This window comes from Serratia sp. JSRIV001, from assembly GCF_019968745.1.
Lineage (GTDB): Bacteria > Pseudomonadota > Gammaproteobacteria > Enterobacterales > Enterobacteriaceae > Chania > Chania fonticola_B.
Genome location: NZ_CP074147.1, coordinates 3,566,214 through 3,586,947, shown reverse-complemented (window position 1 = coordinate 3,586,947; position 20,734 = coordinate 3,566,214). Strand labels below are relative to the sequence as shown.

The following is a 20,734-nucleotide window of genomic DNA, read 5'->3' as shown; positions in this document are numbered from 1 at the left end:
ACTATTGTCTTCTCTTCACTTGCGAACCAGCAACGCGCGTCACGTTTGCCAAAGGCGTGAGCGACACGGAGAGAGAATATGAATCAGCGGGAACTAGAAAGCGCCATCGTTACCGATTTTTCCAAGCGCATGAGCTATGGTGATTACCTGTGCCTGGATCGACTACTGGATTGCCAGCAGCCACTTTCCAACCCGCAACATCATGATGAGATGCTGTTTGTGGTGCAACATCAAACCTCGGAACTGTGGATGAAACTGATGCTGCACGAACTGCAGGCGGCGAGGACTCTGGTGCAGCAGGATAAGCTCAGCCACTGCTTCAAGATCCTGGCCAGGGTAAAGCAGATCCAGCGTTTGCTGTTTGAGCAATGGGCGGTGCTGGAAACGCTGACTCCATCGGAATATGTGGAGTTCCGTGGCGTGCTGGGCAACTCTTCAGGTTTCCAATCTCATCAATATCGTTCGATCGAGTTTTTGTTGGGTAACAAAAATGCTGCCATGCTGGCCGTCTTCAGCGACGATGCGCCAAAGCATGCCGCGTTGAAAGCGATCCTCGAAGCTCCGAGCCTGTATGACGAATTCCTTCGCTATCTTTCCCGCCACGGTCTTGCGGTACCTCAGGCATGCATTGAACGAGACTGGACCCAGCCTTACCAGCGCAATCCAGAGCTGTTACCGGTGTTTAAACTGATTTACGATAATCCGCAAACCTACTGGGCGGCCTACGAAATGGCCGAGAAGCTGGTGGATATTGAGGAAAGCTTCCATCTATGGCGTTTTCGCCATATGAAAACGGTCGAGCGGATCATTGGTTTTAAATCGGGAACCGGCGGCTCCAGCGGCGTCAGCTTCTTGAAGAAGGCGTTAGAGTTGACCTTTTTCCCGGAACTGTTAGACGTACGCACCGAGATTGGCGCTTGACTGCTTTGTCTAGGTTTGAAGCAGTATCAGGGCGCATAGCGCCCTGAACAGAGGATCACTCCTCGGCGACGCGGATGATCAGTTTGCCGAAGTTTTTCCCTTTTAGCAGACCGAAAAAGGCCTGAGGGGCATTTTCTAACCCGTCGACTACGTCCTCGCGGAATTTGATCTTGCCCTGGCTGACCCATTCCCCCATCTGTTGTAGAAACTCGCCGAAGCTTTCTGCGTAATCATCGAAGATGATAAAACCCTGCATCTTGATGCGCTTGCGCAGGATCAGGCCTTGTAACAACGGCAAGCGATCTGGGCCTGGCGGTAACTCGGTCGCGCTGTAGTGGGCGATAATGCCGCAGACGGGGATACGTGCCTTGGTATTGAGCAAAGGAATAACCGCATCGAATACTGCGCCGCCGACGTTTTCATAGTAGATATCGATGCCCTGGGGGCAGGCTGCTGCCAGTTGGGCCGCAAAGTCGGCCGAGCGGTGATCGATACAGGCATCAAATCCCAGTTCTTCCACCACATAGCGGCATTTCTCTGCGCCACCCGCCACACCCACCACGCGGCATCCTTTCAGCTTGCCAATCTGACCTACCACGGAACCTACGGCTCCGCTGGCTGCTGCGACCACCAAGGTTTCGCCCGCCTGTGGCTGGCCGATATCCAACAGCCCCATATAGGCGGTAAAACCAGGCATACCTAATACGCCAAGCAACCGGGAAGGGTGATCCAGTTTGGCCCCCAGATTACGCAGGCCGCTGCCGTCCGACAGCGCATGGCTTTGCCATCCGTCGTAACCTAGCACCCAATCCCCAACGTTAAAGTCTGGATGTTGTGAAGCCTGCACGCGGGATACGGTGCCGCCGACCATCACTTCGCCTATCTGTACCGGGGGGGCATAAGAGGGCGCATCGCTCATACGGCCACGCATATAGGGATCTAATGAAAGGTAAACCGTGCGCAGCAACAACTGCCCGGCGGCGGGCTGTGGGATGGGGCTGGTTTCCAGGCGGAAATTGTCTGCCTGCGGTTCCCCGTGTGGGCGTGAAGCTAAAACAAAACGGCGGTTATGCGCTTGCTGAGACATCGATGACTCCTTGGCGACGGTGTTGAACGAAAGGCGTTCAGGTAGTGGCTAGTCTAGTGAATCTGTCGCAGTGGAAAATAGCGTTATGTGCGCACTTATGCGATAACGTAAAAAGCGTAGCGGGAACCTTGTTGAAAAATATTGCGTAATAGCTGCGGTGGCGGAATGTTCGTTGACCACTTTCTTATATCGTGATGAAAAATAACAGTCGAAATCTGATTGTCAACCATAGGTAACAGTGATATTTGATATTGGGTATATTGATAGAAGTGCGATAATTCCGATCTCATATATTGATACTGATGATGATATTAAGGGCGATTTGTAGAATAAACGATGCTTCATTGGCGAGCCAGTATTGCTTACGACTTACTTAATTTGTTAGAAGAAAAAAGAGGCCCACCTGAATAGCCAACGGGAGGTGATAACTGTGCGTTATAGCGGAACGATCAGCACGTCAATGCTGCTGGTATTGATAAAGCGCGCGGCGGAGCAGGCCACTTTATTCATCATGCTATCGCTATGGTTGCCACAGATGACCAGATCAAAGGGTTGCTTCTGGTTGGCGTAGGTCAGACAGTCGCCCAACTCGCCGTGGATGATCCGCGTAGCGATATTGGGATAGTTTGCCCGTAGGCACAGTTCTTCCATAAACAGCAGCGTCTCTTCCTCCATCAGCGCACGCAGGTCACCCAGCATGGGGGCGGGGAAAATCTCGGCATTGGCAATGATGCTGACTAGCGTGATTTTCCCATCGCAGGGACGCACGATCGAGACGGCTTTCTCTACCAGCCGGTGGCTGTCCGCTGCGACGGCCACCGTAACCAGAACGTTGTGATATCCCATGTTCTACTCCCGCTGCCTGAATGTGTGCTTAAAGGGTAGAGCAATGCCTGCGCAAGAAATGTGGTATGTATCACGCGCAACGCCAAACCCCAGGGCAAGGAAAAAATTCCGCCATAAAAGATAAAAAGATGCGCGCATCACTGTCTGGGTGATTAAAGCACCTGTGCCCAGAGTGACTTTGGCACTTTGCCCAGGTCGAACAGTTTGCCAGAGACCAGTTCCGCACGGCGATGATCCGCAGCACGGTACATGTTGCTCATTTCATTGTCATCCGTCAGTGAGTAATTCAGCTTGTCGTAGACTTTTTCCAGACTGTCCAGGCTGGAACATTTGCGAAACGTCATCAGGTAATCGATGGTACTTGTCATAGTTAAAACATAGCCTATTAATAGTATTAAAGCGGAAAGAAAAATCTCACATATTCGCAGAAATCGCCACAAGATGAAGAGATGTCGCCAGGCAAAATAAAAGAAAAGTGAGTAAATGGAACACGCTTAGCCAAAATACCCCGGTTAGGGGGGAGAGGCACCATCGAATGATAATATGTGCCGAGCATCTGGGCAATGTATCTTGACAGATAAACTGTCAATTAGGGGGAATCTTACCTTATTGGCTCTGGGGGAGTTTGTCAGCAAAGCGCTGCGTTTCTTTGCCCATGGCAAAGAAAATGATAACGGCAGTGGTTTTGGCTGGTGGATACCCGATGTATTATCATTGGGCGAGTGCAAAAATTTTTGTGAAGAAGCGTAAGGCCAAAACATAATTCAGTTGGTGCTGAAAAGTGGCTGGACAATAAAGCAAGCTTGATTTAATGCTTGTTCAGGTTGACGTTAGGCAGCGTTAGGAATTTTCCATATCATCGTTCGGGGAGAGGCTTGAGTAATAATTAAAATGCTAAGTAAAAATCAATTTGCTACTTTCCTGATCGACCAATGCTAGTTGACATTATCTTTTCTGACTTACCCCTGGTTGCCCCTATCGCGACGAAACACATTGTTACTTCTGCTAACTTGTTCAACCCATAATACTGCCCCTTTAACCGCAGGAGTTGCCCTGTCGAAAATTGAAACAGCGACACAAGTTAAATCTTACTTTTCAGTCGGGGGTGGTTTTAGCGGGTGATGTTATTCGTAAGGAACTGCTTTTAAATGACAATCAGAATTTTAAACTACGCTAGTGGCGGGGTGGCAGATTTTTTCTCTGTGATTTGGCTTTAGTTAAGCTTTTGTTCGAATTGATCTAAAAAAGCGTATTTTTGGGCTATAAAAGCTGGTTTTTAAGACCTTTTCTTACTTTAGCGTGTTTATTGCACAGCTTGGTGGCTAATAATTGGTCGGATTTTGGCCTTTTCAAGCTTGATATTTTTTATTTTTGTGAGCTGTGTCACATTGTTTTTAAAATAGCGTGTCGCTTACGTTGTGTGGGCTAAGTGATCGGGGGTAGAGTTGCGCTGTTATTAAGATTAATCTTATTATTTTTGTAAAAATAGTCTTACGAAAAACACACTTTTGAAGCAGGATGCTGTATATCCATACATGTATTTACATGTATATCCAATACTGAGTAACAACCCGAAATGTGTATAGTCGCGCAGTTATCGCGGCTGGCGTACAGGGATTTGTTTGCCAACTTTGGGAATGAACCCAGGTCATGGGCGATAATTTATCACCCAGCATATGTTTTTAAACATAGTCTGTCGGGATGGGAATATGGGTACGTCTGAACTACTTAAACATATTTATGACATTAATTTGTCATATTTGCTTCTGGCACAGCGTCTGATTAACGATGAAAAAGCGTCAGCAATGTTCCGTCTGGGTATTGATAACTCGATGGCGGATGCGCTGTCGCAACTCACGTTGCCACAAATGGTGAAACTGGCAGAAACTAATCAGTTGGTTTGCCACTTCCGTTTCAACGATCACAATACTATCGAGCGCCTGACGAAAGAATCCCGCGTGGACGATCTGCAACAGATCCACACCGGCATTTTGCTATCGAGCCATTTACTCCAAGAACTATCGGGTAAAGGCGGTTGTGTGACGAAGAAAAGAGCCTGATGATGAGTGAGAAAAGTATTGTTCAGGAAGCCAAGGACATTCAACTCGCCATGGAACTGATCACGCTGGGCGCGCGCTTGCAGATGTTGGAGAGCGAAACGCAGCTTAGCCGTGGGCGATTGATCAAACTGTATAAAGAATTACGCGGCAGTCCGCCGCCCAAAGGGATGCTGCCATTCTCGACCGACTGGTTCATGACCTGGGAGCAAAACATCCACTCGTCGATGTTTTTCAATGCCTATCAGTTCCTGCTCAAATGCGGTCAGTGCCACGGGGTTGAAGCCGTGGTCAAAGCCTATCGACTGTATTTGGAACAGTGTCCGCAGCAGCCAGGCGAACCCCCGTTGCTGGCGCTGACACGAGCCTGGACGCTGGTGCGTTTTGTCGACAGCGGTATGTTGCAGCTATCCGCCTGCAGCTGCTGTGGTGGGGCTTTTATCACCCATGCGCACCAGCCGCTTAACAGTTTTGTCTGCAGTTTATGCCAACCCCCATCCCGCGCAGTAAAAAGACGTAAACTTTCGCCGCAACTGGCCGATATTATTCCACAACTGCTGGAAGAGCAGGTTAAACGCGCAGTCTGAGCCTGCTTGCAGGCTTATACAGCAACACAGACTGGTGAAACTCAAGGGCTCGGTACTCCGGGCTCTCTGGGCGACACGCGCTGTTGCCTAATTTCACCCGCGCTGACTCACCTTCCACCCATATTGTGAATTTAAGGAATACGTGTGCTAGTTATTTTGGGTTATCTCGTGGTTCTGGGAACCGTGTTTGGCGGCTATATGATTGTCGGGGGGCACCTCGGCGCACTCTATCAGCCTGCCGAATTTTTGATCATCGGGGGGGCTGGTGTGGGAGCCTTTATCGTCGGCAACAACGGTAAAGCGATCAAATCCACGCTACGCGCTCTTCCCAAGCTGATGCGCCGCTCAAAATACAACAAAGAACTGTATATGGATCTGATGGCGCTGCTGTATCGGCTGATGGCTAAATCCCGCCAGCAAGGCATGTTGTCGCTTGAGTTTGATATCGATAATCCGCAGGAAAGCGAAATTTTCTCTAATTATCCGCGCATTCTTGCCGATAACCACTTGGTGGAATTTATTACCGACTATTTGCGACTCATGGTGAGCGGCAATATGAACGCCTTTGAGATCGAAGCGTTGATGGATGAAGAGATTGAAACCTTCGAACAGGAAAGCGAGGTACCCGCAGGGAGCCTGGCGATGGTCGGCGATTCGTTGCCGGCTTTCGGCATCGTGGCTGCCGTGATGGGGGTAGTGCACGCACTTGCTTCGGCTGACCGGCCAGCGGCGGAATTGGGGGCACTGATCGCCAATGCGATGGTGGGCACTTTCCTCGGCATTCTGTTGGCCTATGGGTTCATCTCCCCGCTGGCTACTTTACTGCGCCAGAAGAGTGCCGAAACCACCAAGATGATGCAGTGCATCAAGGTCACCTTGCTGTCGAGTTTGAATGGTTATGCCCCACAGATCGCGGTCGAGTTTGGCCGTAAAACGTTGTACACCACGGAGCGCCCTTCCTTCATTGAGTTGGAAGAGCATGTGCGTAAGGTGAAAGCCCCGGCACAGCAGGCGACGGAAGAGCAGGACGCATGAAACAGAATCACCCGGTTATTCTGGTCAGAAAACGCAAAGCCCATCATGCCGGTCATCACGGCGGCTCCTGGAAAATTGCCTATGCCGATTTTATGACGGCGATGATGGCGTTTTTTCTGGTGATGTGGCTGCTGGCGATTGCCAGCCCGCAGGAGTTGACGCAGATAGCCGAATATTTTCGTACCCCACTGAAGGTGGCGCTGACCAGCGGCGACAAGAGCAGCTCGGAAAGTAGCCCAATCCCGGGCGGTGGGGACGATCCAACCCAGCAGCAAGGGTTGGTCAAAAAGCAGATGGATTCACCGGAAAAGCGTGCAGAAGAGCTGCGCCTGAACAAGCTGCGCGAGAAACTCGATGAGCTGATTGAGTCGGACCCGCGCCTGAAAGCGCTGCGACCGCATTTGCTGATCAACATGATGGACGAAGGATTGCGCATTCAAATTATCGATAGCCAGAACCGGCCGATGTTCAAGACCGGCAGCGCACAGGTGGAAAGCTATATGCGCGATATCCTGCGCGGGATAGCGCCGATCCTCAATGGATTATCGAACAAAATCAGCCTGTCGGGCCATACCGACGATCTGCCTTATGCTACCGGTGAGCGCTATTACAGCAACTGGGAGCTGTCCGCCGATCGTGCCAATGCCTCGCGGCGTGAACTGATCGCCGGTGGTTTGGCCGAAGGCAAAGTATTGCGGGTGGTTGGGATGGCCTCGACCATGAACCTGAAACAGCACGGCGGTGATGATGCGGTTAACCGGCGGATCACCATTCTGGTGCTGAACAAAGCAACCCAGCAGGGGATAGAACACGAGAATGCGGAGAGCAGCGCTACGGAAATCGATCAGCCAGAAGGCCTGAAGCAGTTGGCTCCGCAGGCGACGGCACCGGCTATAGCGACACCGGAATTACCGCCGTCGCCGCCTGCTCCAACCGCCAGCAACGCAGGGCACGCCAGAGCAACCTCCGGCAGCGGTGAAAGCCGCAGACACCGGGCCGACAGCGGCTATTCCGGCGGCACCTTCCGCCACTTCACCGACTAACAGCGACTCACAGCAGAGGTGACCCCGTGAGCATGGACATTAGCGCTTTTTATCAGACCTTTTTTGATGAGGCAGACGAGCTGCTGGCCGATATGGAGCAACATCTGTTGGAGCTGGACCCGCTGGCCCCGGATATTGAACCACTGAACGCGATTTTCCGCGCTGCCCATTCGATCAAGGGCGGGGCAGCTACCTTCGGCTTTAGCGTGCTGCAGGAAACTACCCACCTGCTGGAGAATTTGCTGGACGGTGCCCGGCGTCAGGAAATGAGCCTGAGCACCGAAATTATCAACCTGTTTCTGGAAACCAAAGACATTATGCAGGAGCAACTGGACGCCTATAAAACGTCGCAACAGCCTGATAGCGAGAGCTTTGAGTATATTTGTCAGGCGTTGCGGCAGTTGGCTTTGGAAGCGCAACAGCAGGATGCTCCTGCGGCGGCGGTAACGGTAACCTCACCGGTGGTTCATGCCGCTGCTCCGGCTGCAATTGAAGGCGGGATGCGGATCAGCCTGAGCGGTCTGAAGCCGAATGAAATTCCGCTGATGCTGGAAGAGTTGGGCAATCTCGGCGAGGTGGAAAACCCGCAGCAGACCGAGACCAGCCTGGAGGTCACTTTACTGACCTCTGCCAGTGAGGAGGATATCAGCGCGGTGCTGTGCTTTGTGCTGGAGCCGGAGCAGATTGCCTTTTCCACGCCGCCGAAGGCCGTGGAGAAGATCAGCACGCCGGAACCCGTGGCCGTTGTCCCACCTACCGCGCCCGCCACGGTGGCTGAAGCGCCGAAGCCCAAAGCCAAGGCTAGCGAGTCCACCAGTATCCGCGTGGCGGTAGAAAAGGTCGATCAACTGATCAACCTGGTGGGGGAATTGGTGATCACTCAGTCGATGCTGGCCCAGCGTTCCGGCTCCCTGGATCCGGTCAACCACGGCGATCTGCTCAACAGCATGAGCCAGTTGGAGCGTAACGCTCGCGACCTGCAAGAGTCGGTGATGTCGATCCGCATGATGCCGATGGAGTACGTTTTCAGTCGCTTCCCGCGTCTGGTGCGCGATCTGGCCAGCAAGCTGGACAAGCAGGTGGAATTGACGCTACGCGGCAGCTCTACCGAACTGGACAAGAGCCTGATTGAACGCATTATCGATCCGTTGACGCACCTGGTGCGTAACAGCCTGGATCACGGTATTGAAGAACCTGCTGCGCGCCTGGCCGCCGGTAAGGCCGAAGTCGGTAGTCTGATCCTGTCCGCCGAACATCAGGGCGGCAATATCTGCATTGAGGTCACCGATGACGGTGCCGGTCTCAATCGCCAGAAAATTCTCGCCAAGGCTGCTTCGCAGGGGCTAGCGGTGAGTGACAACATGAGCGATGAAGAGGTCGGCATGCTGATCTTTGCCCCGGGTTTCTCCACCGCCGAGCAGGTGACAGACGTCTCCGGGCGCGGAGTGGGCATGGACGTGGTGAAGCGAAATATTCAGGAGATGGGGGGCCATGTCGAAATCCATTTCCAGGCTGGGAAGGGCACCTCAATCCGCATTTTACTGCCGCTGACGCTGGCCATTCTTGACGGCATGTCGGTCAAGGTGAATGAGGAAGTGTTCATTCTGCCATTGAATGCCGTGATGGAGTCATTGCAACCGCAGGCCGAGGATTTGCATCCGCTGGCCGGTGGGGAGCGTGTGCTTCAGGTACGCGGCGAATATCTGCCTCTGGTCGAGCTGTATCGGGTGTTTGAGGTTGACGGTGCCAAAACCGAAGCCACTCAGGGCATCGTGGTGATTTTGCAAAGTGCAGGCCGCCGCTATGCGCTGCTGGTCGATCAGTTGATCGGTCAGCACCAGGTGGTGGTGAAAAATCTGGAAAGCAATTACCGCAAGGTGCCGGGCATTTCGGCTGCCACCATTCTGGGGGATGGCAGCGTGGCGCTGATTGTAGATGTTTCGGCGCTGCAAACGCTGAACCGGGAAAAGCGTCTGACGGACGCTGCCGCATAATTATTAACCGACTGATTTAAAGGTGATCGAAATGGCAGGACTGGCAGCCGTCAGCAAACTGGCGGGCGAAACGGTAGGTCAGGAGTTCCTGATTTTTACCTTGGGTAACGAAGAGTATGGCATTGATATCCTCAAGGTTCAGGAGATCCGCGGTTACGATCAGGTAACGCGCATCGCCAACACCCCGGCGTTTATCAAGGGCGTGACCAATCTGCGTGGGGTGATCGTGCCGATTATCGATCTGCGCGTGAAGTTTGCCCAGCAGGACGTCTCTTATGATGAAAACACCGTGGTGATCGTGCTGAACTTTGGCCAGCGGGTGGTGGGTATCGTGGTAGATGGCGTGTCTGATGTGCTGTCGTTAACGACGGATCAGATCCGCCCGGCCCCTGAGTTCGCGGTTACGTTGGCGACGGAATATCTCACCGGTCTGGGATCGCTCGGTGAACGTATGCTGATCCTGGTGGATATCGAAAAGCTGCTGAGCAGCGAAGAGATGTCGCTGGTGGATAGCGTAGCGAAAAGCGCCTGATTGACTAAGTTGCTGTGTGTGATGGTGTAATTGGTGAGGCGTATTGGCGTCAGGTCCCCTCACCCCAACCCTCTCCCACAGGGAGAGGGAGCTGGCACGGTGATGTGAATAAGTACGCAATTCAATTTGCGGCACTTTAAATCATGGCACAGGTATAAAGTTGTAGCACGTTCTGTTCCCTCTCCCTGTGGGAGAGGGTTAGGGTGAGGGGCCATCCCTTCGCCGAGCTAAAATCTTACCCTCCGCACAATACAAAAAAATAGTTACAGATTTTTCTTAAAGTTCTCTTCTGCCACGCCGATAACCCAGACAGTTAACGTACACAGCACTTGTCTGTGCGGGCTTCCAAGAAGGGTAAAAATGTTTAATCGTATGAAGGTGGTCACCAGCTTATTGCTGGTGCTGGTGTTATTCGGTGCCTTGCAGCTGGTTTCCGGTGGGCTGTTTTTCACTTCGCTGAAAGATAACAAAGAGAATTTTACCGTACTGCAAACTATCCGACAGCAGCAGTCAGAACTGAATGAAAGCTGGGTAAATCTGCTGCAAACCCGCAATACCCTCAATCGTGCCGGGATCCGCTACATGATGGACCTCAATAAAGCGGGCACCGGTGCCACCGTTGATGAACTGCTGGTCTCGGCGAAAAACACCTTGAGCATGGCGGAACAGCACTACACTGCCTATGAAAAAATCCCTCTGGATGCTCGCCAGGATGCCGCAGCGGCAGACGAACTCAAGCAACGCTATACCACTTTGCACACTGCGTTGTCGGAACTGGTCACACTGTTGGGTGACGGCAAGCTGGACGCCTTCTTTGAACAGCCCACTCAACGTTATCAGACTGAATTTGAACAGCTCTATAACCGCTACCTGACTCAGAACGACAAGCTATACCAGATCGCGGTCGAAGATGGCGACAGCTCTTTCGAATTCGCCGTTTGGACGTTGGTCGTGGTGCTGGTACTGGTGGTTGCGGTGATCGCCATGGTTTGGTTCGGCATCCACCATATTCTGGTGCGCCCACTCAACCGTATGATTGAGCACATCAAACTGATCGCCGCAGGCGATTTGACTCACCAAATCGACGTCAACAGCCGCAACGAAATGGGCGTGCTGGCAGCCAGCCTTAGGCACATGCAAGGCGAACTGATTGACACCGTCAGCGGCGTGCGTCAGGGGGCCGATGCCATCTACAGCGGTGCTTCCGAGATTGCCGCAGGTAACAACGATCTCTCTTCCCGTACCGAACAGCAGGCCGCCTCGCTGGAAGAAACCGCCGCCAGCATGGAGCAGTTGACCGCGACGGTGAAACAGAACGCCGAAAACGCCCGTCAGGCCAGCCAACTGGCGTTGAGCGCCTCAGAAACCGCGCAGAAAGGCGGCAAAGTGGTCGCCAACGTGGTGCAAACCATGCACGACATCGCGGGCAGTTCGCAGAAAATTGCCGACATTACCAGCGTGATCGACGGCATCGCCTTCCAGACCAATATCCTGGCGTTGAATGCGGCAGTTGAAGCTGCCCGTGCCGGTGAGCAGGGCCGTGGTTTTGCCGTGGTTGCCGGGGAGGTACGTAACCTGGCAAGCCGCAGCGCGCAGGCAGCCAAAGAGATCAAAGGCCTGATTGAAGACTCGGTTAGCCGCGTCGATATGGGCTCGGTGCTGGTGGAAAGCGCCGGTGAAACCATGGGCGATATCGTCAATGCCGTCACCCGCGTCACCGACATCATGGGTGAAATCGCTTCGGCCTCCGACGAGCAAAGCCGTGGTATCGATCAGGTTGGCCAGGCGGTTGCCGAAATGGATCGCGTCACTCAACAGAACGCCTCTTTGGTCGAAGAATCGGCCTCTGCGGCGGCAGCTCTGGAAGAGCAGGCAAGCCGCTTGACCCAGTCCGTTGCGGTATTCCGACTGAAAGCGGAAGGCCAAAACGAGTTCAAGGCATCCGCCAACAGTAAAGTCGTTACCCCGGTAATCAATCATAAAAAAATGAACGCCAGCGATCCGCAGGAGAACTGGGAAACGTTCTAACCGGCATTGGGCTGCGTTCTCCCTGCGAGATCGTGGCCCTTTTTTCCGTCCTAAGTCGTGTTAACCCGCGGCTACCTGGAGGTTTATCGTGTTTAACCGAGTCCGTATCTCTACCAGTCTGTTTTTATTACTGCTGACCTTTTGTCTGATGCAACTGATTAGCACCGGCTTGTCGTATACCGCTTCCCGCTCCGATAACCACAATCTTAATCTGATTAGTCTGGGTAGCCAGCAGCGTGATGCCCTCAGCCTGAGCTGGGTTTCGCTGCTACAGGCACGTAACACCTTGAACCGGGCCGGCACCCGTGCAGCGCTGAAAGTACCGCAAGAACAGGTCGATGCGCTGATGGGCAACGCCCGCAGTTCGTTGCAGAAAGCCGATCTCTATTTTAATCAGTTCCTGGCCGTCTCGCGTAACAGCGACCAGGAGCAGCAACTGACAGAAACCACCCAAGCCAGCTATGAGCGGCTACGCGGTGCGCTGCGCGAACTGATTGTCTTCCTGGAGGGCGGCAACCTGCAGGGCTTTATGGATCAACCTACACAGAAAATGCAGGACCTTTTCGAAGCCGACTTCGTCCAGTACCTGCAACTGGTCAACGAAAATATCGCCCAGGCCAATGCGGCCAACCAGCGCTCCTTCACGCTGGCCGGTTGGCTGGTGTGCGGCGCAGTGCTGATGCTGATCCTGGTGACCGCCAGCGCCATGTGGTGGTTACGCAATATGTTGGTTCAGCCGCTGAATATTATGCGCAGCCACTTTGACCGTATCGCCGACGGCAACCTGGCCACGCCGATCCAGGTGTATGGCCGCAACGAGATCAGCATGTTGTTTGCCAGCCTGCACCGCATGCAGAACTCGTTGATTGGCACAGTCGGCGCGGTGCGCGAAGGCGCCGAGTCGATCCTGATCGGGCTACAGGAGATTTCGGAAGGCAATAACGATCTCTCTTCCCGCACCGAGCAGCAAGCCGCATCGCTGGAAGAATCTGCCGCCAGCATGGAGCAGTTAACCGCTACGGTGAAACAGAACGCCGACAATGCCCGCCAGGCCTCAAAGCTGGCGCGCGATGCTTCAGCCACCGCTGCCAAGGGCGGGGAAATGGCCGACGAGGTGGTCACCACCATGCACGATATTGCCAGCAGCTCGCAGAAAATTGGTGCCATTACCAGCGTGATCGACGGTATTGCCTTCCAGACCAACATCCTGGCGTTGAACGCGGCGGTTGAAGCTGCGCGGGCGGGGGAACAAGGGCGTGGTTTTGCCGTGGTGGCCGCAGAGGTGCGCAATCTGGCTCAGCGTAGCGCTCAGGCAGCGAAAGAAATCAAAGTGCTGATCGATGAGTCGGTTGGCCGTGTTAAGCAAGGGTCGGTGCTGGTCGAAGACTCCGGTGCCACGATGAAGGATATCGTGCGTTCGGTGACCCGCGTTACCGACATTATGGGCGAGATCTCCTCGGCTTCCGATGAGCAAAGCCGCGGTATCGAGCAGGTCACTCAGGCCGTGACCCAGATGGATCAGGTGACGCAACAGAACGCCGCGCTGGTGGAACAAGCGGCCTCTGCGGCGGCGGCATTGGAAGAGCAGGCGATTACGCTGGCCGATGCGGTAGCGGTATTCCGCCTTGCGGACGACAACATCACCTTATCAGACAGCCTTAACAACGGAGTTTTATCAGTGGCAAAGGAAGCAACTAGTGTCGAATTGTATGGCAAGTAACAACCAATTGGGTGAAGGGCTATGAGTGGTTCCTCTTCACCCACCAATAAAGAGTCTGCGTCTTTGCTGACACAGATGGTGCAACGGCTGCCCCTGTCGGATGTGCATTTCCGACGGATCAGCCAGTTGATCTATCAGCGTGCCGGCATTGTGCTGGCAGAGCACAAACGCGAGATGGTTTACAACCGTCTGGTGCGTCGTCTGCGGCTGCTGGGAATACCCGATTTTGGTAGCTATCTGGTGTTGTTGGAAAGCGATAGCAACAGCGCTGAATGGCAGGCATTCATCAACGCCCTGACCACCAACCTGACGGCGTTTTTCCGTGAGGCGCATCATTTCCCGATCCTGGCGGAACATGCGCGTTCGCGGCCCAACGGCTACAGCGTGTGGAGTACCGCCGCCTCGACCGGTGAGGAGCCTTACTCGATTGCCATTACCTTGAATGAGGCGCTAGGGCAGAGGGCGACGGGAACGCAGGTGTGGGCCAGCGATATCGATACTCAGGTATTGGAAAAGGCCGAAGCGGGGGTGTATCGCCAGGAAGATCTGCGCACCCTGACACCGGCGCAGATGCAGCGTTATTTCCTGCGAGGGACCGGGCCTCACCATGGTCTGGTACGGGTTCGGCCAGAACTGGCGGCACAGGTGCATTTTCAGCCGCTCAATCTGCTGGCCCCTGAATGGGCGTTGCCGGGGCAGTTTGATGCGATATTTTGCCGTAACGTGATGATCTATTTTGACAAGGAAACACAAGAGCGCATTTTGCGGCGCTTTGTGCCGCTGCTTAAACCGGGGGGCCTGATGTTTGCCGGCCATTCCGAAAACTTCAGCCAGATCAGCCGGGATTTCTACTTGCGTGGGCAGACCGTGTATGGCCTGACCAAGGAGAGGTAATGAATAAAATCAGCGTATTAAGCGTAGACGACTCTGCCCTGATGCGGCAGCTGATGACCGAGATTGTCAATAGCCATCCCGATATGGAGATGGTGGCGACCGCCCCCGATCCGCTGGTGGCGCGCGATCTGATCAAGAAATTCAACCCGCAGGTGCTGACGCTGGACGTCGAAATGCCGCGTATGGACGGGCTGGATTTTCTGGAGAAACTGATGCGCCTGCGGCCGATGCCGGTGGTGATGGTGTCGTCGCTGACCGGAAAGGGATCGGAGATCACCCTACGGGCGTTGGAACTGGGCGCGGTGGATTTTGTCACCAAGCCGCAACTCGGGATCCGCGAAGGCATGCTGGCCTATAGCGAGTTGATTGCCGAAAAAATCCGCACGGCGGCCAAGGCGCGTCTGCCACAGCGTTCAACGGCACCGGCTCCGGAGATCCTCAGCCATACGCCGTTGTTGAGCAGTGAGAAGCTGATCGCTATCGGGGCGTCTACCGGAGGGACTGAGGCAATCCGCCACGTCTTGCAGCCGTTACCGGCTACCAGCCCGGCGTTATTGATCACCCAGCATATGCCGCCCGGTTTTACCCGTTCATTTGCCGAGCGGCTCAACAAGCTGTGCCAGATCACGGTGAAAGAAGCCGAAGACGGCGAGCGCGTCTTGCCGGGCCATGCCTATATCGCGCCGGGAGATCGTCATCTGGAGCTGACGCGCAGCGGCGCCAACTATCAGGTTCGGCTGCATGATGGCCCGCCGGTGAACCGGCATCGTCCTTCGGTCGATGTGCTGTTCCGCTCGGTGGCCCAGTTTGCCGGGCGCAATGCGGTGGGGGTGATCCTCACCGGCATGGGGAATGACGGTGCGGCAGGCATGCTGGAAATGCACCGTGCCGGGGCGTACACCCTGGCGCAGAACGAAGCCAGCTGTGTGGTGTTTGGCATGCCACGTGAGGCTATTGCCACCGGCGGAGTCAATGAAGTAGTGGAATTGGAGCGCATGAGCCAACGCATGTTGGCGCAGATCGCGGGTGGTCAGGCGCTGCGTATTTGATGTTATGCCCCGAACCTCGGGGCAAAAACGATTAACCTTAGGAGCAATAATGGCAGACAAAAACCTTAAATTTCTGGTGGTGGATGATTTTTCCACCATGCGCCGCATCGTCAGAAATTTGCTGAAAGAACTGGGTTTTAACAACGTCGAAGAGGCGGAAGACGGGGCGGATGCGTTGAACAAACTGCGCGCCGGCAGCTTCGATTTCGTGGTATCAGACTGGAATATGCCGAACATGGATGGCCTCGAGCTGCTGCAAACCATCCGTGCTGACGGCGCGCTGGCGTCAATGCCGGTATTGATGGTGACGGCGGAAGCCAAAAAAGAGAACATTATTGCTGCTGCTCAGGCGGGTGCCAGCGGTTACGTGGTGAAACCCTTCACGGCGGCGACGCTGGAAGAGAAGCTCAACAAGATCTTTGAAAAACTGGGCATGTAAAAAAGGAGAGGGCGATGAGAGATATTCCAATGCCTGCCAGCGATGCAGCGACAGCGGGTGAGATCATCTCCCGTATCGGTCAACTGACCCGCATGCTGCGTGACAGCATGCGTGAGCTGGGGCTAGATCAGGCTATCGCTCAGGCTGCCGAAGCGATCCCGGACGCACGCGACCGTCTTGATTATGTGGTCACCATGACGGCGCAGGCGGCGGAACGAGCGCTCAACTGCGTGGAAGCGGCACAACCCCGCCAGGCGGAGTTGGAGTCGCAGGCCAATATGCTAAAAGGGCGCTGGGACGAGTGGTTTGCCAATCCCATCGAGCTGGCTGATGCCCGTTCACTGGTGACGGATACCCGTCAGTATCTGGATCGGGTGCCGGAACACACCGCATTCACCAACGCCCAGTTGCTGGAGATCATGATGGCGCAGGATTTCCAGGATCTTACCGGCCAGGTGATCAAGCGCATGATGGACGTGGTGCAGGAGATTGAAAAGCAACTGCTGATGGTACTGATGGAAAACATCCCGGATCAGCCAGCCAAAGAGAAAAGGCCGAACGACAGCCTGCTCAATGGCCCGCAGCTGGATCAGAACGGGGCTGGCGTAATTGCCAATCAGGCCCAGGTGGACGATCTGCTCGACAGCCTGGGTTTTTGATCATTTATTAGGGCGCACACTGCGCCCTAAATCTTTTCGCTAGCCCATCCCCGAAATAACCGGCCTTTTGCGCCGTTGTTCCCGCAATGAAATCCGCATTTTTTTGGCATGCTGGCGGCAATTCTATTCTTCGCACGCAATGGGAACCCTCGCCTTGGCCGAAGACAGTGATATGGAAAAAACTGAGGCCCCCACACCCCACCGGCTGGAAAAGGCGCGTGAAGAGGGCCAGATTGCGCGTTCGCGCGAGCTGACCTCGATCCTGATGCTGATTGCGGGGTTGTCGATCTTGTGGGTCGCGGGTGGCCATATGGCGCAACAGTTGGCGAGGATGTTATCGGAAGGACTGCATTTTGATCACAACATGGTCAGCAATGATAAGCAGATGCTGCGCCAGTTTGCCATGTTGCTGCGTCAAGCGGTGTGGGCGCTGATGCCGATCCTGGCCGGATTGGTGCTGGTGGCGCTGTCGGCCCCGATGCTACTGGGTGGCGTGGGCTTCAGCCTTAAGTTTGATGCCAAGCGCATGAACCCTATTTCCGGATTAAAACGGATGTTCTCGACCCAGGTGCTGGCAGAGTTGCTGAAGGCCATTCTCAAAGCGACGCTAGTGGGTTGGGTGGCAGGGCTTTACCTGTGGCACAACTGGGCGGCGATGCTGCATCTGGTTACGCAGCAGCCGCAGGATGCACTGCGCAATGCGCTACAGATCGTGATTTTCTGCGGTATGTTGATCGTCCTTGGGTTGGTGCCAATGGTGGCCTTCGACGTGTTTTATCAGCTCTGGAGCCACTTCAAGAAATTGAAGATGACCAAGCAGGAAATCCGCGACGAACATAAGCAGCAGGAGGGCGATCCCCATGTCAAAGGGCGTATTCGCCAGCAACAGCGGGCCATCTCTCGCCGCCGCATGATGTCCGACGTGCCGAAGGCCGACGTGATCGTCACCAACCCGACACATTACGCCGTGGCATTGCAATACAACGACAAGAACATGAGTGCGCCAAAAGTCCTTGCCAAAGGGGCAGGGGAGATTGCCTTGCGTATCCGTGAATTGGCGAACGAACACCGTATTCCAACCCTGGAAGCTCCGCCGCTGGCGCGGGCGCTATACCGTCACAGTGAGATTGGGCAACACATTCCCACGACCTTGTATGCCGCGGTGGCCGAGGTCCTGGCCTGGGTCTACCAGCTGCGCCGTTGGCAGCGTGAAGGTGGCCTGATCCCGAAAAAACCTCAACGTTTACCGGTGCCGGAAGCACTGGATTTTGCTGGAGAGAATAACTCAGATGGCTAATTTGGCCTCCCTGCTTCGTTTGCCGGGTAATTTTAAAGATACGCAGTGGCAGGTGCTAGCTGGCCCGATACTGATCCTGATGATCCTGTCGATGATGGTACTGCCATTACCGGCATTTATCCTCGATCTGCTGTTTACCTTCAATATTGCCTTGTCGATCATGGTGCTGTTGGTGGCGATGTTTACCCAGCGGACGCTGGAGTTCGCCGCATTCCCAACCATCCTGCTGTTCTCAACCCTGTTACGCCTATCGCTGAACGTCGCTTCCACGAGGATCATCCTGATGGAGGGGCATACCGGTGCGGCGGCGGCGGGGCGGGTGGTTGAAGCGTTCGGTCACTTCCTGGTGGGGGGCAACTTCGCCATCGGTATCGTGGTGTTTATCATCCTGGTGCTGATCAACTTTATGGTGATCACCAAAGGGGCCGGGCGTATTGCCGAAGTGGGTGCCCGTTTTGTCCTTGATGGGATGCCGGGCAAACAGATGGCGATCGATGCCGATCTGAACGCCGGGCTGATCGGCGAAGACGAGGCTAAAAAGCGCCGTTCCGAAGTGACGCAGGAAGCGGATTTCTACGGTTCGATGGACGGGGCCAGCAAGTTTGTGCGCGGTGACGCGGTAGCAGGCTTGATGATCATGGTGATTAACGTAGTAGGCGGCCTGTTGGTCGGCGTGATCCAGCACGGCATGGAGTTGGGTACCGCGGCTGAAACCTATACCTTGCTGACCATCGGTGATGGCCTGGTCGCCCAGATCCCGGCGTTGGTGATCTCGACGGCGGCCGGTGTGATCGTCACTCGCGTAGCGACCGATGAGGACGTTGGCGAGCAGATGGTCAACCAGTTGTTCAACAATCCGCGCGTGATGGTGTTGAGTGCTGCGGTGTTGGGGCTGTTGGGGATGGTTCCGGGGATGCCAAACCTGGTGTTCCTGCTGTTTACGGCGGCACTGCTGGCGTTGGCCTGGCGGCTGCGCGGGCGTGAACAGCAGGCGCCGAAAGTCAAAGAACCGCCGCTGCCGCAGGAAAATCCGCAGGCGGTGGAGGCCAGTTGGTCTGATGTACAGCTGGAGGATCCGTTGGGCATGGAAGTCGGTTACCGCCTGATCCCTATGGTGGACTTTCAGCAAAACGGCGAGCTGCTGGGGCGTATTCGTGGCATCCGTAAAAAATTCGCTCAGGACACGGGCTATTTGCCACCGGTGGTGCATATTCGCGACAACCTCGAACTGTCTGCGGCCAGTTACCGCATTCTGATGAAAGGGGTGGAGATCGGTAGCGGTGAGGCACATCCGGGGCGCTGGCTGGCGATAAATCCGGGCAATGCGGTGGGTGAGCTGGCCGGTGACAAAACCGTCGATCCGGCCTTCGGGCTGGAGGCGGTGTGGATCGATAGCGCGCTGCGTGAACAGGCGCAGATCCAGGGGTTCACGGTGGTTGAAGCCAGCACCGTTGTTGCCACTCACCTCAACCATTTGCTTGGTCAGTTTGCCAGCGAGCTGTTTGGTCGCCAGGAAACCCAGCAACTGTTGGATCGTGTCTCGCAGGAAATGCCGAAGCTGACGGAAGATTTTGTGCCTGGTGTAGTTTCGCTGACTACGCTGCACAAGGTGCTACAGAATCTGCTGGCTGAGCGGGTGTCGATTCGCGATATGCGTACCATCATAGAAACGCTGGCGGAACATGCGCCAACGCAAAGCGATCCTTTCGAACTGACCTCTGTGGTGCGGGTGGCGCTTGGGCGGGCTATCACTCAGCAGTGGTTCCCGGGTAACGGTGAGATCCAGGTCATTGGTCTGGATACGCCGCTTGAGCGCCTGCTGTTGCAGGCCCTGCAAGGGGGCGGAGGTCTTGAGCCGGGGCTGGCGGACCGCTTGTTGGATCAGGCCAGGCAGGCGCTGCAACGTCAGGAAATGCTCAGTGCACCGCCGGTGCTGCTGGTAAACCACGCGTTACGTGCCCTGCTGGCGCGCTTCCTGCGCCGTACCTTGCCGCAGCTGGTGGTGCTGTCGAACCTGGAAATCAACGATGAGCGTCAGATCCGCATGACCTCAACCATAGGAGCCGCCTGATGAAAGCTTTCCTTCCTTTGTTGGTGTTGTTCGCTCCGCTGGCTGCGCAAGCGGTGTCGGGGTCTTGGGCTGCCGATGCCAGCGGCGTCACGCTGGAAACGGGGAGCGTGCGTGATGTCTCCCCCAGCCTGCGGCCAGCTAATCCACCGGCGGCCGAGGCTCGGGTGACCAGTGTAAGCTGGCGTTATCAGTTGCTGGCAGGCGCGCCTGCCGGATTAGAGGTACAGCTTTGCACCTCGTCACGCTGCCTACCGCTCGGCGCGGGCAGTGGCCGCAGTGAGGCTTTCAACGGTATTCCCGCAGACAGCGAGTTCCGCTTCATTTATTACGTGAAGTCTCGCGGCGCGTTAAACCCTCCGCTGCGGGCGATCTCTAATCAGGTGATTGTGAATTACCAATGAGTTGCGAGTCGGATCCAGCATTAAGGCGGCAGTAATGTGAAGTAATAAAAGCCTGTGGTAGGTTTTTTCATGTT

Annotated in this window: 20 protein-coding genes; 17 read left to right on the top strand and 3 right to left on the bottom strand. The window is 54.9% G+C overall.

Annotated features, from left to right (window positions below; all coding sequences use genetic code 11):
• Window positions 1–78: 78 nt before the first annotated feature.
• On the top strand, window positions 79–921 hold the full coding sequence (gene kynA, locus KGP17_RS16645) for a tryptophan 2,3-dioxygenase (RefSeq protein ID WP_065683353.1): 843 nt from the start codon (window positions 79–81) through the stop codon (window positions 919–921).
• 55 nt (window positions 922–976) lie between these two features.
• On the opposite strand, the gene KGP17_RS16640 is transcribed toward kynA, so the two are convergent.
• From KGP17_RS16640 to ydgT, 3 genes are all read right to left on the bottom strand, one after another.
• Entirely contained in the window at window positions 977–2,008 is a 1,032-nt protein-coding gene (locus tag KGP17_RS16640) for an NADP-dependent oxidoreductase (protein ID WP_021805727.1), read from the bottom strand.
• Window positions 2,009–2,443: 435 nt separating this feature from the next.
• Complete coding sequence (gene uspC, locus KGP17_RS16635) at window positions 2,444–2,854, bottom strand: universal stress protein UspC (protein WP_021805726.1); 411 nt, start codon at window positions 2,852–2,854, stop codon at window positions 2,444–2,446.
• Between the two features lie 152 nt (window positions 2,855–3,006).
• Window positions 3,007–3,222 (bottom strand): transcription modulator YdgT, encoded by a 216-nt coding sequence (ydgT, locus tag KGP17_RS16630; protein ID WP_021180917.1) that lies wholly within the window; start codon window positions 3,220–3,222, stop codon window positions 3,007–3,009.
• A gap of 202 nt (window positions 3,223–3,424) precedes the next feature.
• Between ydgT and KGP17_RS16625 the strand changes: the two genes are divergently transcribed.
• From KGP17_RS16625 to KGP17_RS16550, 16 genes are all read left to right on the top strand, one after another.
• Complete coding sequence (locus KGP17_RS16625; RefSeq protein WP_141234382.1) at window positions 3,425–3,604, top strand: hypothetical protein; 180 nt, start codon at window positions 3,425–3,427, stop codon at window positions 3,602–3,604.
• A gap of 959 nt (window positions 3,605–4,563) precedes the next feature.
• On the top strand, window positions 4,564–4,914 hold the full coding sequence (gene flhD / locus KGP17_RS16620; protein WP_021805724.1) for a flagellar transcriptional regulator FlhD: 351 nt from the start codon (window positions 4,564–4,566) through the stop codon (window positions 4,912–4,914).
• Window positions 4,914–5,498, top strand: coding sequence for a flagellar transcriptional regulator FlhC (flhC, locus tag KGP17_RS16615; RefSeq protein WP_021180920.1), 585 nt, complete (start codon window positions 4,914–4,916; stop codon window positions 5,496–5,498). The genes flhD and flhC overlap by 1 nt, the downstream gene beginning before the upstream one ends.
• A gap of 144 nt (window positions 5,499–5,642) precedes the next feature.
• A complete protein-coding gene (gene motA, locus KGP17_RS16610; RefSeq protein ID WP_021180921.1) occupies window positions 5,643–6,533 on the top strand; it encodes a flagellar motor stator protein MotA in 891 nt (296 codons plus the stop codon).
• A complete protein-coding gene (gene motB, locus KGP17_RS16605; protein WP_223497994.1) occupies window positions 6,530–7,576 on the top strand; it encodes a flagellar motor protein MotB in 1,047 nt (348 codons plus the stop codon). Before motA ends, motB begins: the two co-directional genes overlap by 4 nt.
• 26 nt (window positions 7,577–7,602) lie before the next feature.
• The gene (gene cheA / locus KGP17_RS16600; RefSeq protein WP_179248868.1) at window positions 7,603–9,570 is read left to right on the top strand and encodes a chemotaxis protein CheA; all 1,968 of its coding nucleotides are present in this window, start codon (window positions 7,603–7,605) and stop codon (window positions 9,568–9,570) included.
• Between the two features lie 31 nt (window positions 9,571–9,601).
• Complete coding sequence (gene cheW, locus KGP17_RS16595) at window positions 9,602–10,102, top strand: chemotaxis protein CheW (protein WP_059201117.1); 501 nt, start codon at window positions 9,602–9,604, stop codon at window positions 10,100–10,102.
• Window positions 10,103–10,462: 360 nt separating this feature from the next.
• Entirely contained in the window at window positions 10,463–12,130 is a 1,668-nt protein-coding gene (locus tag KGP17_RS16590) for a methyl-accepting chemotaxis protein (protein WP_223497993.1), read from the top strand.
• A gap of 88 nt (window positions 12,131–12,218) precedes the next feature.
• Window positions 12,219–13,850: a methyl-accepting chemotaxis protein gene (locus KGP17_RS16585; protein ID WP_021180926.1), complete on the top strand. Its 1,632-nt coding sequence runs from the start codon at window positions 12,219–12,221 to the stop codon at window positions 13,848–13,850.
• Between the two features lie 21 nt (window positions 13,851–13,871).
• Window positions 13,872–14,744 (top strand): protein-glutamate O-methyltransferase CheR, encoded by an 873-nt coding sequence (gene cheR, locus KGP17_RS16580; protein WP_021180927.1) that lies wholly within the window; start codon window positions 13,872–13,874, stop codon window positions 14,742–14,744.
• Window positions 14,744–15,793: a chemotaxis response regulator protein-glutamate methylesterase gene (locus KGP17_RS16575; protein WP_021180928.1), complete on the top strand. Its 1,050-nt coding sequence runs from the start codon at window positions 14,744–14,746 to the stop codon at window positions 15,791–15,793. Before cheR ends, KGP17_RS16575 begins: the two co-directional genes overlap by 1 nt.
• A 49-nt stretch (window positions 15,794–15,842) precedes the next feature.
• Window positions 15,843–16,232 (top strand): chemotaxis response regulator CheY, encoded by a 390-nt coding sequence (gene cheY, locus KGP17_RS16570; RefSeq protein ID WP_021180929.1) that lies wholly within the window; start codon window positions 15,843–15,845, stop codon window positions 16,230–16,232.
• A gap of 14 nt (window positions 16,233–16,246) precedes the next feature.
• Window positions 16,247–16,891, top strand: coding sequence for a protein phosphatase CheZ (cheZ, locus tag KGP17_RS16565; RefSeq protein WP_021180930.1), 645 nt, complete (start codon window positions 16,247–16,249; stop codon window positions 16,889–16,891).
• A gap of 154 nt (window positions 16,892–17,045) precedes the next feature.
• Complete coding sequence (flhB, locus tag KGP17_RS16560; protein WP_024485790.1) at window positions 17,046–18,188, top strand: flagellar biosynthesis protein FlhB; 1,143 nt, start codon at window positions 17,046–17,048, stop codon at window positions 18,186–18,188.
• Complete coding sequence (flhA, locus tag KGP17_RS16555) at window positions 18,181–20,259, top strand: flagellar biosynthesis protein FlhA (RefSeq protein WP_021180932.1); 2,079 nt, start codon at window positions 18,181–18,183, stop codon at window positions 20,257–20,259. The genes flhB and flhA overlap by 8 nt, the downstream gene beginning before the upstream one ends.
• A complete protein-coding gene (locus tag KGP17_RS16550) occupies window positions 20,259–20,660 on the top strand; it encodes a flagellar protein FlhE (protein WP_021180933.1) in 402 nt (133 codons plus the stop codon). The genes flhA and KGP17_RS16550 overlap by 1 nt, the downstream gene beginning before the upstream one ends.
• The last annotated feature ends 74 nt before the right edge of the window (window positions 20,661–20,734 follow it).

Coding starts and splice junctions, on each gene's coding strand:
- kynA (WP_065683353.1), top strand. CDS start 79: ATGAATCAGCGGGAACTAGAAAGCGCCATCGTTACCGATTTTTCCAAG.
- KGP17_RS16640 (WP_021805727.1), bottom strand. CDS start 2,008: ATGTCTCAGCAAGCGCATAACCGCCGTTTTGTTTTAGCTTCACGCCCA.
- uspC (WP_021805726.1), bottom strand. CDS start 2,854: ATGGGATATCACAACGTTCTGGTTACGGTGGCCGTCGCAGCGGACAGC.
- ydgT (WP_021180917.1), bottom strand. CDS start 3,222: ATGACAAGTACCATCGATTACCTGATGACGTTTCGCAAATGTTCCAGC.
- flhD (WP_021805724.1), top strand. CDS start 4,564: ATGGGTACGTCTGAACTACTTAAACATATTTATGACATTAATTTGTCA.
- flhC (WP_021180920.1), top strand. CDS start 4,914: ATGATGAGTGAGAAAAGTATTGTTCAGGAAGCCAAGGACATTCAACTC.
- motB (WP_223497994.1), top strand. CDS start 6,530: ATGAAACAGAATCACCCGGTTATTCTGGTCAGAAAACGCAAAGCCCAT.
- cheW (WP_059201117.1), top strand. CDS start 9,602: ATGGCAGGACTGGCAGCCGTCAGCAAACTGGCGGGCGAAACGGTAGGT.
- KGP17_RS16590 (WP_223497993.1), top strand. CDS start 10,463: ATGTTTAATCGTATGAAGGTGGTCACCAGCTTATTGCTGGTGCTGGTG.
- cheR (WP_021180927.1), top strand. CDS start 13,872: ATGAGTGGTTCCTCTTCACCCACCAATAAAGAGTCTGCGTCTTTGCTG.
- KGP17_RS16575 (WP_021180928.1), top strand. CDS start 14,744: ATGAATAAAATCAGCGTATTAAGCGTAGACGACTCTGCCCTGATGCGG.
- cheY (WP_021180929.1), top strand. CDS start 15,843: ATGGCAGACAAAAACCTTAAATTTCTGGTGGTGGATGATTTTTCCACC.
- cheZ (WP_021180930.1), top strand. CDS start 16,247: ATGAGAGATATTCCAATGCCTGCCAGCGATGCAGCGACAGCGGGTGAG.
- flhA (WP_021180932.1), top strand. CDS start 18,181: ATGGCTAATTTGGCCTCCCTGCTTCGTTTGCCGGGTAATTTTAAAGAT.
- KGP17_RS16550 (WP_021180933.1), top strand. CDS start 20,259: ATGAAAGCTTTCCTTCCTTTGTTGGTGTTGTTCGCTCCGCTGGCTGCG.